Source organism: Streptomyces sp. NPDC088733 (assembly GCF_044751185.1).
Lineage (GTDB): Bacteria > Actinomycetota > Actinomycetes > Streptomycetales > Streptomycetaceae > Actinacidiphila.
In genome coordinates, this window is the sequence record NZ_JBIVLH010000028.1 from 83,711 (window position 1) to 96,532 (window position 12,822).

The 12,822-nt window shown below is 72.2% G+C and carries 13 protein-coding genes; 5 read left to right on the forward strand and 8 right to left on the reverse strand.

Annotated features, from left to right (window positions below):
* Positions 1-125: 125 nt before the first annotated feature.
* From guaB to ACIP64_RS35160, 3 genes are all read right to left on the reverse strand, one after another.
* Entirely contained in the window at positions 126-1,628 is a 1,503-nt protein-coding gene (gene guaB, locus ACIP64_RS35150) for an IMP dehydrogenase (protein ID WP_401595109.1), read from the reverse strand.
* 123 nt (positions 1,629-1,751) lie between these two features.
* The gene (locus tag ACIP64_RS35155; RefSeq protein ID WP_360902380.1) at positions 1,752-2,363 is read right to left on the reverse strand and encodes a sigma-70 family RNA polymerase sigma factor; all 612 of its coding nucleotides are present in this window, start codon (positions 2,361-2,363) and stop codon (positions 1,752-1,754) included.
* Positions 2,364-2,623: 260 nt separating this feature from the next.
* Complete coding sequence (locus ACIP64_RS35160) at positions 2,624-3,235, reverse strand: response regulator transcription factor (RefSeq protein WP_003948568.1); 612 nt, start codon at positions 3,233-3,235, stop codon at positions 2,624-2,626.
* A gap of 479 nt (positions 3,236-3,714) precedes the next feature.
* Here ACIP64_RS35160 and ACIP64_RS35165 point away from each other — a divergent pair, with 479 nt between their 5' ends.
* From ACIP64_RS35165 to ACIP64_RS35180, 4 genes are all read left to right on the forward strand, one after another.
* The gene (locus tag ACIP64_RS35165) at positions 3,715-4,029 is read left to right on the forward strand and encodes a WhiB family transcriptional regulator (RefSeq protein WP_360902383.1); all 315 of its coding nucleotides are present in this window, start codon (positions 3,715-3,717) and stop codon (positions 4,027-4,029) included.
* 232 nt (positions 4,030-4,261) lie between these two features.
* Complete coding sequence (locus ACIP64_RS35170; protein WP_401595114.1) at positions 4,262-5,317, forward strand: aminotransferase class V-fold PLP-dependent enzyme; 1,056 nt, start codon at positions 4,262-4,264, stop codon at positions 5,315-5,317.
* Between the two features lie 52 nt (positions 5,318-5,369).
* Complete coding sequence (locus ACIP64_RS35175; protein WP_401595117.1) at positions 5,370-6,029, forward strand: MOSC domain-containing protein; 660 nt, start codon at positions 5,370-5,372, stop codon at positions 6,027-6,029.
* A gap of 11 nt (positions 6,030-6,040) precedes the next feature.
* Entirely contained in the window at positions 6,041-6,826 is a 786-nt protein-coding gene (locus ACIP64_RS35180) for an SDR family NAD(P)-dependent oxidoreductase (protein ID WP_401595120.1), read from the forward strand.
* 74 nt (positions 6,827-6,900) lie between these two features.
* Here ACIP64_RS35180 and groL read toward each other — a convergent pair whose 3' ends face one another.
* Complete coding sequence (gene groL / locus ACIP64_RS35185; RefSeq protein WP_401595122.1) at positions 6,901-8,529, reverse strand: chaperonin GroEL; 1,629 nt, start codon at positions 8,527-8,529, stop codon at positions 6,901-6,903.
* Between the two features lie 124 nt (positions 8,530-8,653).
* Positions 8,654-8,962, reverse strand: coding sequence for a co-chaperone GroES (gene groES, locus ACIP64_RS35190; protein WP_018562788.1), 309 nt, complete (start codon positions 8,960-8,962; stop codon positions 8,654-8,656).
* Between the two features lie 229 nt (positions 8,963-9,191).
* On the opposite strand from groES, the gene ACIP64_RS35195 reads away from it, so the two are divergent.
* Entirely contained in the window at positions 9,192-10,391 is a 1,200-nt protein-coding gene (locus tag ACIP64_RS35195) for a methyltransferase domain-containing protein (protein ID WP_401595125.1), read from the forward strand.
* A 599-nt stretch (positions 10,392-10,990) separates the two neighbouring features.
* On the opposite strand, the gene ACIP64_RS35200 is transcribed toward ACIP64_RS35195, so the two are convergent.
* The 3 genes from ACIP64_RS35200 to rimI are packed head-to-tail and all read right to left on the reverse strand — an operon-like array spanning position 10,991 to position 12,820.
* Complete coding sequence (locus ACIP64_RS35200) at positions 10,991-11,242, reverse strand: hypothetical protein (protein ID WP_401595127.1); 252 nt, start codon at positions 11,240-11,242, stop codon at positions 10,991-10,993.
* Positions 11,239-12,333 carry a tRNA (adenosine(37)-N6)-threonylcarbamoyltransferase complex transferase subunit TsaD gene (gene tsaD / locus ACIP64_RS35205; protein ID WP_401595130.1) on the reverse strand — a complete coding sequence of 365 codons (1,095 nt, stop codon included), beginning with the start codon at positions 12,331-12,333 and terminating at the stop codon, positions 11,239-11,241. Before tsaD ends, ACIP64_RS35200 begins: the two co-directional genes overlap by 4 nt.
* On the reverse strand, positions 12,326-12,820 hold the full coding sequence (gene rimI, locus ACIP64_RS35210) for a ribosomal protein S18-alanine N-acetyltransferase (RefSeq protein WP_401595194.1): 495 nt from the start codon (positions 12,818-12,820) through the stop codon (positions 12,326-12,328). Before rimI ends, tsaD begins: the two co-directional genes overlap by 8 nt.
* Positions 12,821-12,822 lie beyond the last annotated feature (2 nt).

Below are 12,822 nucleotides of genomic sequence, written 5' to 3' on the forward strand. Positions count from 1 at the left end.
GCTATGCCTTTCCTCGTGTCCTGCCCGACCAGTATCCCAGCCAGGGCAGGCGAAAGCCCGCGACCGTGGAAGGCCGCGGGCTCCGCCGTGTCCGCGCCGTACGCGCACCGCGCGCCGGTCGCGGATCAGCGACCGTGGTAGTTGGGCGCCTCGGTCGTCATCTGGATGTCGTGCGGGTGGCTCTCCTTGAGGCCGGCCGCGGTGATCCGCACGAAGCGGCCCTTCTCCTTCAGCTCCGGGATCGTGGCCGAGCCGACATAGCCCATGGAGGAGCGCAGACCGCCGATGAGCTGGTGGGCCACCGCGGCGAGCGGGCCGCGGTAGGGCACCTGGCCCTCGATGCCCTCGGGGACGAGCTTGTCCTCGGAGAGCACGTTGTCCTGGAAGTAGCGGTCCTTGGAGTACGACTTGGCCTGGCCGCGCGACTGCATCGCGCCGAGCGACCCCATGCCGCGGTACGACTTGAACTGCTTGCCGTTGATGAACATCAGCTCGCCCGGCGACTCCTCGCAGCCCGCGAGCAGGCTGCCCAGCATCACCGTGTCGGCGCCGGCGGCGATCGCCTTGGCGATGTCGCCGGAGTACTGCAGACCGCCGTCGCCGATCAGCGGCACACCCGCCGGGCCGGCGGCCAGCGAGGCCTCGTAGATCGCGGTGACCTGCGGGGCGCCCACGCCGGCGACCACGCGCGTGGTGCAGATGGAGCCGGGGCCGACACCGACCTTGATGCCGTCGGCGCCGGCGTCGATCAGCGCCTGGGCGCCGTCGCGGGTGGCGACGTTGCCGGCCACCACGTCGATCCTGATGTTGGCCTTGACCTTGGCGACCATGTCGAGGATGCCGCGGCTGTGGCCGTGGGCGCTGTCGATCACCAGGAAGTCGGCACCGGCCTCCACCAGCCGCTGGGCGCGCAGGAACGCCTCGTCGCCGACACCGACCGCCGCGCCGACCAGGAGGCGGCCCTCGGCGTCCTTGGCGGCGTTGGGGTACTTCTCCGCCTTGACGAAGTCCTTGACCGTGATGAGGCCCTTGAGCCGGCCCTCGTCGTCGACCAGCGGAAGCTTCTCGATCTTGTGCTTGCGCAGCAGCTCCATCGCCTCGATGCCGGAGATCCCGACCTTGCCGGTGACCAGCGGCATCGGCGTCATGACCTCGCGGACCTGGCGGGAGCGGTCGCTCTCGAAGGCCATGTCGCGGTTGGTGACGATGCCCAGCAGCTTGCCGGCGCCGTCGGTGACCGGGACACCGCTGATGCGGAACTTGCCGCAGAGCGCGTCGGCCTCGGCGAGGGTCGCGTCCGGGTGCACGGTGATGGGGTCGGTCACCATGCCGGACTCGGAGCGCTTGACCAGGTCGACCTGGTTGACCTGGTCGTCGACCGACAGATTGCGGTGCAGCACGCCCACGCCGCCCTGGCGGGCCATCGCGATGGCCATCCGGGCCTCGGTGACCTTGTCCATCGCGGCGGACAGCAGCGGGATGTTCACGCGGACGTTGCGGGTGACCCGGGAGCTGGTGTCGACCTGGTTCGGCACGACGTCCGAGGGCCCTGGGAGGAGGAGCACGTCGTCGTAGGTCAGTCCGAGCAGTCCGAACTTCTCGGCTACTCCGTCGGCGTTCAGCGTCATGACACCTTCCCCATGGTCTTGCCCAGCGAGATGTTCAATGCTAATGGCTCTCGCGGGAAACCTTTTCCGGTCCCGACCGCGGCCCGCGTGACAGGGATGCGCGCCGGGGACGGGAGCGAGGGGCTAGGCGCTCAGCCCGCGGGCTCCCGCGGCTTCCTCGGCGAGCGCGCGCAGCCGGGACAGCGCCCGGTGCTGCGCCACCCGGACGGCCCCCGGGGACATCCCGAGCACCTGTCCGGTCTCCTCGGCGGTGAGCCCGACGGCGACCCGCAGCAGCACCAGCTCCCGCTGGTGCTCCGGCAGATTCGCCAGCAGGCCCTTCGCCCATTCGGCGTCGCTGCTGAGCAGCGCCCGCTCCTCCGGCCCGAGCGAGTCGTCGGGCTGCTCGGGCATCTCGTCGGAGGGGACCGCCGTCGAGCCGGGGCCGCGCATGGCCGCCCGTTGCAGATCGGCGACCTTGTGCGCCGCGATGCCGAACACGAAGGCCTCGAAGGGCCGGCCCTGGTCGCGATAGCGCGGCAGCGCGCACAGCACCGCGAGGCACACCTCTTGGGCGAGGTCGTCCACGAAGTGGCGCGCGTCACCCGGCAGTCGCGACAGCCGGGTGCGGCAATAGCGTTCGGCGAGCGGGTGCACATGGGCGAGCAGGTCGTGGGTCGCCTGCTCGTCGCCCTCGACGGCTCGACGTACGAGAGCCCCTATGGCTGTCTCTGTGCCGGTGGCCTCGTCGCGCATCCATCCATAGTGCCTCGCCGAAGCGCGCTCTGTGGCCTCGGCGGGGTTGTTGTGCTCCGAAGCGTTATGCGAAGCGCCCTGCGGCGCGTTCCGAGGGACCGCACCGGCCGTAGTCATGTCGCGCACCCGCCGCCCCGCCCGCCCGTGTCCCCGAGAGTCCATGCCTCAAGCATGCGCCCTCGGAGCGGAAACCGGTACGAGCGGGGCAGCCCCGCAGCCGCCCCACAGTCCATCGGCCCCTCGCCGCTCAACTCGACGGCCTAGCGCACCAGGCCCCAGCGGAAGCCGAGCGCCACCGCGTGGGCCCGGTCCGAGGCGCCGAGTTTCTTGAACAGGCGTCGCGCGTGCGTCTTGACGGTGTCCTCGGACAGGAAGAGCTCGCGTCCGATCTCGGCGTTGGAGCGGCCGTGGCTCATGCCCTCCAGCACCTGGATCTCACGGGCGGTGAGTGTCGGCGCGGCGCCCATCTCGGCGGAGCGCAGCCGGCGCGGTGCGAGCCGCCAGGTCGGGTCGGCGAGGGCCTGGGTGACCGTGGCCCGCAGTTCGGCGCGCGAGGCGTCCTTGTGCAGGTATCCGCGGGCACCGGCGGCGACGGCGAGCGCCACCCCGTCCAGGTCCTCGGCGACCGTGAGCATGATGATGCGGGCCCCCGGATCGGCGGACAGCAGCCGCCGTACGGTCTCGACACCGCCGAGTCCGGGCATCCGGACGTCCATGAGAATGAGGTCCGAGCGGTCGGCGCCCCAGCGGCGGAGGACTTCCTCGCCGTTGGCCGCGGTCGTTACGCGCTCGACACCGGGCACGGTCGCGACCGCGCGGCGCAGCGCCTCTCGGGCGAGCGGGGAGTCGTCGCAGACGAGAACGGAAGTCATGACCGTCCTCCGCAGCTGATCCGCGTCACGTTGAGCCTCCAGGCTGTACGAATCGTCACTGGTGGGGTCGACGGCCCCGGGCACCTGCCCGATGCGTTCGGCCGCCAACCACTTCCGCACCTTCAACGACCCTCACTCGAAAGAGTTACGGAGTTTGCGGACGCTCTCCGGCACGGTGCGTGCCCGGCTCGCCACGCATCAGCAACACCGCAGGTCGTGACCGTGGGACCGGATACGGAACGAAGGACATCGGGCGCCCGGTTGCCGGACACCCACCCGCCGACCGGGGGGTCAATGTCAGATTTTGCCTGTTTGGCGGCTTTTTACCCGCATGGCGGGAGTTCGTTGGCGATTTTGTGATGAATCATATTTACATCTACTTGGACAGTAGATGTACCGTCGACATCACCTCCCGCAGAGCGTCTGGAGCGTCGCCTGGGAGGCAGTCCCGTGCAGCCCACCTCTCGAGGAGATGAGCAATGGCAGACTTCTCCCGCCTCCCGGGCCCCAACGCCGACCTCTGGGACTGGCAGCTGATCGCCGCGTGCCGTGGTGTGGACAGCTCGCTGTTCTTCCATCCGGAGGGAGAGCGCGGTGCGGCGCGGAGCGCGCGTGAAGCGGCCGCCAAGGAGGTGTGCATGCGCTGTCCTGTGCGCGCCGAGTGCGCGACCCACGCCCTGACGGTTCGCGAGCCCTACGGGGTCTGGGGCGGGCTCACCGAGGACGAGCGCGAGGAGATGATGGGCCGGTCCCGCAACCGGGTCATGAGCTCGCACGCCGCCGGCGGACACTGAACACCGGGCTTCACCCACTGAGGAAACGTTTCCCCCTCCCCGTACCGCGGGGAACCGGACCGGGCGCCCGAGCGGCGCCCTTGTCCTGACGGGCCCCTGGGCCCGCGGGCCGCTTGGAACCGCCGAACCGCAGCCGCACCCCCGCGTCACGGCCGCCCGCCGTGACGGGGCGACGCCGGCACCGCACATCCCCCATGGACTTCGGGCAGCTCTGGGCCCAGGCTGAGGAGCCATGGACCTCACCGGGGAATTCACGTTCGATGCCGGCATCACCTACCTGAACACCGCGTCGGCGGGCGTCGGCCCGCGCCGGGCCGCCGACGTACTGCGCACCGCCGTGGCCGCCTGGTCCGACGGCAGCGACGACTGGGTGCGCAACGAGGCCGTCCTGAACACCACCCGCGCCGCCTACGCCCGGCTGACCGGCGTGACGGCCGACCGGGTCGCCGTAGGCTCCTCCGTCAGCACCCACGTCGGGATGATCGCCGCGGGCCTTCCGGCGGGCGCCGAAGTCGTGCTCGCGGAGGGCGACTTCAGTTCCCTGGTCAACCCCTTCGCCTCCCGCCCCGACCTCGCTGTTCGCACCGTGCCCCTGGAGGGCGTGGCCGACGCCGTGCGCGCCACCACCGCGCTGGTCGCCGTCAGCGCGGTGCAGTCCGCGGACGGCCGCGTCGCCGACCTCGCCGCGGTCCGCGAGGCCGCCGACCGGCACGGCGCCCGCGTGCTGGTCGACGCCACGCAGGCGGTCGGCTGGCTGCCGCTGGCCGCCGGCGCCTACGACTACGTGGTGTGCGGCGGCTACAAGTGGCTGCTCGCCCCCCGCGGCGTCTCCTTCCTGACCGTGCGGGAAGGCGCCGAGGACGGCGTGTCCCCGCACTTCGCCGGGTGGTACGCGGCCGAGGACCCCTGGGACGACTGCTACGGACCGGTGGCCCGGCTCGCCCGCTCCGCGCGGCGCTTCGACGTCCTGCCCCCGTTCCTGCCGTACCTGGCCGGGGCGGCCTCCCTCGGGCTGATCGAGGAGGTGGGTGTCGGGGCGATCGGCGCCCACGACATCGCGCTGGCCGAGCGCTTCCGGGCGGGACTGCGCGAACTCGGCCACAAGGCCGTGCCGCCGGGTGCGCACGACTCGGCGATCGTCGCCGTCCCGGGCCTGGGGGACGCGGCGGAACGACTGGCCGCGGCCGGCATCCGCCTCTCGGTCCGCGCCGGGAACCTGCGGGCGGCGTTCCACCTGTACAACACCGAGGCGGACGTGGACCTGCTGCTGCGCGTGCTCGCGCGCTGAGCGGCCGGAAAACGCGTCGCCATGCCACGGGCGGCCGCCGTACCGTCGCGGGATGAGAGTGCTCTCGGTCAACGTGGGACGTCCCCGGCCGAACCCCTGGAAGGACACGGGCGTCACGGGCATCGACAAGCGGCCCGTGACCGGTCCGGTGGCCGTGACCGCGCCGGGCCCCAAGGGCACCGGCGCGGTGGGCCTGGCCGGCGACCGGGCGTACGACATGCGCCACCACGGCGGTCCCGACCAGGCCGTCTACGCCTACGCCCGCGAGGACCTGGACGGCTGGCAGCGGGAGCTGGGCCGGGACCTGCGCGACGGCGTGTTCGGGGAGAACCTGACGACCCTCGGCGTGGACGTCAACGGTGCGCTGATCGGCGAACGTTGGCGGATCGGCGGCCCGGCGGGCGCGGTCCTGGAGGTGTCCTGCCCGCGCGTTCCCTGCGCCACCTTCCAGGGCTGGCTGGACGAGGCCGGCTGGCTCCGGCGGTTCACCCGCGCCGCGCTGCCGGGCGCCTACCTGCGGGTGGCCGAACCGGGCGGGATCCGCGCCGGCGACCCGGTGGAGGTCGTCCACCGTCCCCGCCACACGGTGACCGTCGCCCTGGTCTTCCGGGCGGTCACCCTGGAACCCCGGCTGCTCCCCGCCCTGTTGGCGGCGGACGCGCTCCCGGAGGAGATCCGCGCCGCGGCGCGCAGGCGCACACCGTCCCACTAGCCTTTCGGGGCATGACGACTTCACTCATCACGGGAGCCACCGCGGGCCTCGGCGCCGCCTTCGCCCGCCGGCTCGCGAGCGACGGCCACGCCCTCGTCCTCGTCGCACGCGACGAGCAGCGGCTGGAGGAACGCGCCGCCGAGCTGCGCCGCACCTACGCGGTGACCGTGGAGGTACTGCCCGCCGACCTGTCGACGGACAAGGGCATCGAGGCGGTGGAGACCCGGCTGGGCGACCGCGAGCGCCCGGTCGGCGTACTGGTCAACAACGCGGGCTTCGGCAACCGCGGTGCCTTCGGCGACGTGCCGATGGCCGAGGAGCTGACCATGCTCAAGGTGCACTGCGAGGCCGTGCTGCGGCTGACCGGCGCGGCGGCCGCGGCCATGAAGGAGCGCCGCCGCGGCTTCATCGTCAACGTGGCCTCGGTGGCGGCCTTCGTGCCGCGCGGCACGTACGGCGCGAGCAAGGCGTGGGTGGTCAGCTTCACCCGGGGCGCGGCCCGGGAACTGTCCGGCAGCGGGGTGCGGCTGATGGCGCTGTGCCCGGGCTTCATCCGCACCGAGTTCCACGAGCGGGCCGGCCTGGATACCGCGGGCATCCCCTCCTGGGCGTGGCTCGACGCCGACAAGGTGGTCGCCGCCGCCATCCGCGACCTGGCCCGCGGCCGCACGCTCAGCGTGCCCGACCCGCGCTACAAGGCCGCGGCGCTCGCCGCCAAGCTCGCCCCGAGCGGAGCCATGGGCTCGGTCTCCGCATCGGCGGGACGCCGCTTCGGTCCCCTCTACCCCCGGGACTGACGGGGGCCGCGAGGCTCACCGGGCAGGCCGAAGGCCCCCGTTCCCGCACCGGGAACGAGGGCCTTCGCGCGCACTCAGTGGGAGTGGCCGTGACCGTGGCCGTGACCGGCCTCGGCGGGCTCCTCCTCCTTCTTCTCCACCACGAGGGTCTCGGTGGTGAGAAGCAGGGAGGCGATGGAGGCGGCGTTCTCCAGGGCGGAGCGGGTGACCTTGACCGGGTCGATGACGCCGGCCTTCACCAGGTCGCCGTACTCGCCGGTCGCAGCGTTGAAGCCGTGGCCCTTCTCCAGCTCGGCGACCTTGGAGGTGATGACGTAGCCCTCCAGGCCGGCGTTCTCGGCGATCCAGCGCAGCGGCTCGACCGCGGCGCGGCGGACGACCGCGACACCGGTGGCCTCGTCGCCGGACTTGCCGAGGTTGTCCTCCAGCACCTTGACGGCGTGGACGAGCGCGGAGCCACCACCGGAGACGATGCCCTCCTCGACCGCGGCGCGGGTCGCGGAGATGGCGTCCTCCAGACGGTGCTTCTTCTCCTTGAGCTCGACCTCGGTGGCCGCGCCGACACGGATGACGCACACGCCGCCGGCCAGCTTGGCGAGGCGCTCCTGGAGCTTCTCGCGGTCCCAGTCGGAGTCCGTGGTGGTGATCTCGCCCTTGATCTGGTTGATCCGGCCCTCGATCTCCGAGGAGTCGCCCGAGCCGTCGACGACGGTGGTCTCGTCCTTGGTGACGGTCACGCGGCGGGCGTTGCCCAGCACGTCCAGGCCGACCTGGTCGAGCTTGAGGCCGACCTCCTCGGCGACGACGGTCGCGCCGGTGAGGGCGGCGATGTCGCCCAGCATGGCCTTGCGGCGGTCACCGAAGCCGGGGGCCTTGACCGCGACCGCGTTGAAGGTGCCGCGGATCTTGTTGACCACCAGGGTGGACAGGGCCTCGCCCTCGACGTCCTCGGCGATGATCAGCAGCGGCTTGGAGGCGCCCGCCTGCAGCACCTTCTCCAGCAGCGGGAGCAGGTCCTGGATGGAGGAGATCTTGCCCTGGGTGATGAGGATGTACGGGTCCTCCAGGACGGCTTCCTGGCGCTCCGGGTCCGTCACGAAGTACGGCGACAGGTAGCCCTTGTCGAAGGCCATGCCCTCGGTGAAGTCCAGCTCCAGACCGAAGGTGTTGGACTCCTCGACGGTGATGACACCGTCCTTGCCGACCTTGTCGATCGCCTCGGCGATCAGCTCGCCGACCTGCTTGTCCTGGGCGGACAGCGCGGCGACGGCGGCGACGTCGTCCTTGCCCTCGATCGGGCGGGCCGAGGCGAGCAGCTCGTCCGACACGGCCTTGACGGCGGCGTCGATGCCCTTCTTCAGGGAGGCCGGGGAGGCGCCGGCGGCGACGTTGCGCAGACCCTCGCGGACCAGCGCCTGGGCGAGCACGGTGGCGGTGGTGGTGCCGTCACCCGCGATGTCGTTGGTCTTGGTCGCCACCTCCTTCACCAGCTGCGCGCCGAGGTTCTCGTACGGGTCGTCGATCTCGACCTCACGGGCGATGGTCACGCCGTCGTTGGTGATGGTCGGGGCGCCGAACTTCTTGTCGATGACGACGTTGCGGCCCTTGGGGCCGATCGTCACCTTCACGGTGTCGGCGAGCTTGTTGACTCCACGCTCAAGGGCGCGACGGGCGTCCTCGTCGAACTTCAGGATCTTGGCCATACCGGCGGAATTCCTCGTCTTTGGGTTCTCGTCAAAGACCGCGCCCCGGGCCCCCGGTCCGTGCGTGGACTCGGTGTGCCCGGGGCGTGGTCACGGCATTTCTCGGTTACGAGCGGCGCCGGATTTACTTCTCGACGATCGCGAGGACGTCGCGAGCCGAGAGGACGAGGTACTCCTCGCCGCTGTACTTGACCTCGGTGCCGCCGTACTTGCTGTACAGCACGATGTCGCCGACCTTGACGTCGAGCGGGATGCGGTTGCCGTCCTCGAAGCGACCCGGACCGACGGCCAGGACGACGCCCTCCTGGGGCTTCTCCTTGGCGGTGTCCGGGATGACCAGGCCGGAGGCGGTGGTCTGCTCGGCATCCAGCGGCTGGACCACGATGCGGTCCTCGAGCGGCTTGATGGCAACCTTGGTGCTGGCGGTCGTCACGATCCGACCTCCCCCTTCAAAGGGCTCACGGGAGTGTCTGTCTGGGGTGGCGACCTGGTAGGCCCGTCGTCGCGGGTGCCGGACCTGCCCGTCGCTTTGTTGCTGGCACTCGACATGGCCGAGTGCCAGGTCTGAGATTATGACGCGCTTAGCACTCGGTCAAGCGGAGTGCCAACGCCGCGCCGGACGCGGTCGACCGGGACCGGGGCAGCCACCGCGGCGCGGGACAATGGACGACGTGGATCTCGACGCGTTCTCCGCCCTGCTGACCGACGAGGGGCAGCGCCTGCTGGCCGCCCTCCGCGACTACGACCCCGCGGACGAGATCGCCACCGCGACCCGGCTGCGGCGCGCGCACGACGCGGCCCTGGTCTCCGCGGCGCTCACCCAGGCGCGGCTGCGGCAGCGGGCCGAGGCGAAGTTCGGCGAGGACGCGTACGCGATGTACTTCACGCCCCACGGGGTGGAGCAGTCGACGCGGGCATCGGTGGCCCGGCACCGCGCCGAGCGGTTCGCGGCCCTCGGCGTGCGGCGGCTGGCCGACCTGTGCTGCGGGATCGGCGGCGACGCGATCCCGCTGGCGCGGGCCGGCGTGGACGTGCTGGCCGTCGACCGCGATCCGCTGACGTGCGCGGTGGCCCGGGCCAACGCGCGGGCGCTGGGGCTCGCGGAACGCATCGAGGTGCGCTGCGCCGACGTCACCGAGGTGGCGGCGGACGGCTTCGACGCGGTGTTCGTGGACCCCGCCCGGCGCGGCGGCCGCGGCAGGATCTTCGACCCCGAGGCGTACTCCCCGCCGCTGTCCTGGGCCGTCGCGGCGGCCCGGAAGGCGCCGCTGGCCGCGCTCAAGGTCGCGCCGGGCATCCCGCACGAGGCGGTGCCGCAGGACGCGGAGGCGGAGTGGGTCTCCGACCACGGCGACGTGAAGGAAGCCGTCCTCTGGTTCGGCACGGCCGCGGGTACCCGCCGGGCGACCCTGCTGCCCTCAGGCGCCTCCCTGCCCGCCGCGGGCCTCCCCGACCCCGCCGTCCGCCCGGTCGGGCGCTGGCTGTACGAGCCCGACGGCGCCGTCATCCGGGCCCACCTCGTCGCGGACGTCGCGGCGCAGGTCGGGGGCGGGCTCATCGACGCGACCATCGCGTATGTCACCTCCGACGAACCGCGCCCGACGCCCTGGGCGACCGCGTACGAGATCACCGACGTGCTGCCGTTCAGCCTCAAGCGGCTCAAGGCGCTGCTGCGGGAACGGGAGGTGGGCGTGCTCACGGTCAAGAAGCGGGGCTCCGCGGTGGAACCGGAGGAGGTGCGCCGCAGGGTCCGGCCACAAGGGCCGAACGCGGCGACGGTGTTCCTGACCCGGGTCGCGGGTGCGCCGAGCATGCTGCTCGGCTCACCTGTTCCCCCGCCCTCCCTCCCGTGTGCCCCGTGAAGTCCGTTCGCCCCGACGCGCGTTGTACGGGGGCCGGGTCCGGGGCCTCCGGGGCTGCCATTCTGGACAGCACATTTAGGTGCCTCAGGCACCCGGCCTGATCACCCCGGGTCATGCACCCAAATATGCTCCAGTGTCCAGAACGCCACCCCTCCGACCCCGCCCCCTCAGGTTTCGCCATGCGCCTGATCCCCGGTGGGTGGGTATGGACGGCACCGTGCTCGGGCACTCGTTGGCGCCGCGCCAACGACCTGCTCCGCCGTCACCGCCCACAGCACCCCCACCGGCCGTAAGTCGCCCCAACCGGCCTGGGAGGGGGTGTGGCGGGGTGCGCCCGGTGGGGGCACCTCCCAGCGGTAGCTGGGGGAGACGAGCGGCGACCGCGGTACCCAGGACGTTGGCGTAGCCCGCGAGCGCTGTGGGGGTCCCCCCAGCCGAAGGCTGGGGGAGTACCCCGGCGCGGCACCGACCCCACAACGCACGCAGCGCAGGGCCCGCACTTACCGCGCCGGGCTGGGGGCACCCCCGGCCGAAGGTTGGGGGAGGGAGGGAGGGCGGGGAAAAAAACCTGGGCACGGTCAGGCGAAGCGCAGCGCACCTCAGGCCACGGCCTCGAAGCGCCAGCGGTGGACACCCCGCCGGCACAGCGCCAGCGGCGGATCCGGCAGTTCGGGGAGTTCCGCGTCGTACGCGGCGTCCCACCAGGTGATGACCAGCACCCGGTCCTGGGGGGCCGAGAAGGTCTCCCGGCGCAGCGGGGCGGGCGTCAGCGTCCGGGCGCGGACCCACGCGAGGAGTTCGGGCCCGCGGCCCTCCGCGGCGCGGGCCTCCCACATCAGGGCGACGGTCATGAAGAGTAGAGGTTGTCCTTGCTGAGCTCGTGCACGTGGTCGTGGGTGTGGCCCGGCACGGACACGTCGGTGACCAGCAGCGAGGAGTCGGCAGGGAGGTCCCACGTCGAGGACGGGCGGTTGCGGGCCACCATCTCCGCGCCGAGTGCCGCCACCATCGCGCCGTTGTCGGTGCACAGCTTGGGCCGGGGCACGCGCAGCACGATGCCCGCGTCGTCGCAGCGTTCCTGGGCCAGTGAGCGCAGCCGGCTGTTGGCGGCGACACCGCCGCCGATCATGAGGTGGTCGACGCCGTTGTCCTTGCAGGCGCGGATCGCCTTGCGGGTCAGCACGTCGGCCACGGCCTCCTGGAAGGAGGCGGCGACGTCGGCGACGGGCACGTCCTCGCCCTCGCGGCGCTTGGACTCGATCCAGCGGGCCACGGCCGTCTTCAGCCCGGAGAAGGAGAAGTCGTACAGCGGGTCCCGCCCGCCCGTGAGGCCGCGGGGGAAGCGGATCGCGGCCCGGTCGCCCTCACGCGCGACGCGGTCGATGGCGGGGCCGCCGGGGAAGCCGAGGCCGAGTACGCGGGCGACCTTGTCGAAGGCCTCGCCCGCCGCGTCGTCGATGGTCGCGCCGAGCGGACGGACGTCGCCGGTGATGTCGGGGGCCAGCAGCAGCGAGGAGTGCCCGCCGGAGACCAGCAGCGCCATCGTGGGCTCGGGCAGGGCGCCGTGCTCCAGCTGGTCGACGCAGATGTGGGAGGCCAGGTGGTTCACGCCGTACAGCGGCTTGCCGAGGGCGTAGGCGTACGCCTTGGCGGCCGAGACGCCGACCAGCAGCGCGCCCGCAAGGCCGGGTCCGGCGGTGACGGCGATGCCGTCCAGGTCGGAGGCCGCGACGCCGGCCTCCTTCAGCGCGCGCCGGATGGTGGGGACCATCGCCTCCAGGTGGGCGCGGCTGGCGACCTCGGGGACGACGCCGCCGAATCGGGCGTGCTCGTCCACGCTGGACGCGACCGCGTCGGCCAGCAGCGTGTGTCCGCGCACGATGCCGACACCGGTCTCGTCGCAGGACGTCTCGATGCCGAGGACAAGGGGCTCGTCAGCCATGGGTCGTCTCAGTTCCTTGTAGACCTGGTGCTTCTCGTGTGTCCGCCGTCAGATCGCCGAGCCGCATGACCAGGGCGTCGACGTTGCCGGGCTGGTAGTAGCCGCGCCGGAATCCGATGGGCTCGAAGCCGAAGCGCTCGTAGAGCCGCTGGGCGCGGATGTTGTCGACCCGCACCTCCAGCAGCACCTCGTGGCACTCGAACGACGTGGCCTGGTGGAGCAGTTCGCGCAGCAGGCGGCCGCCGAGGCCGGTGCCCCACTGGTCGCGGGCGGCGGCGATGGTCTGCACGTCGCCGGTGCCGGCCACGGCGGCCAGACCGGCGTAGCCCACCAGGCGCCCGTCCTTCTCGGCGACGACGTAGTGCCGGGTCGCGGCCGGGTGCCGGGCGTCGGCGAGTTCGGACCAGAACATGCCGCGCGACCAGGCGTCGTCGGGGAAGAGCAGGTGCTCCAGCTCCATCACCGGCTCCAGGTCCCACCAGCGCATCT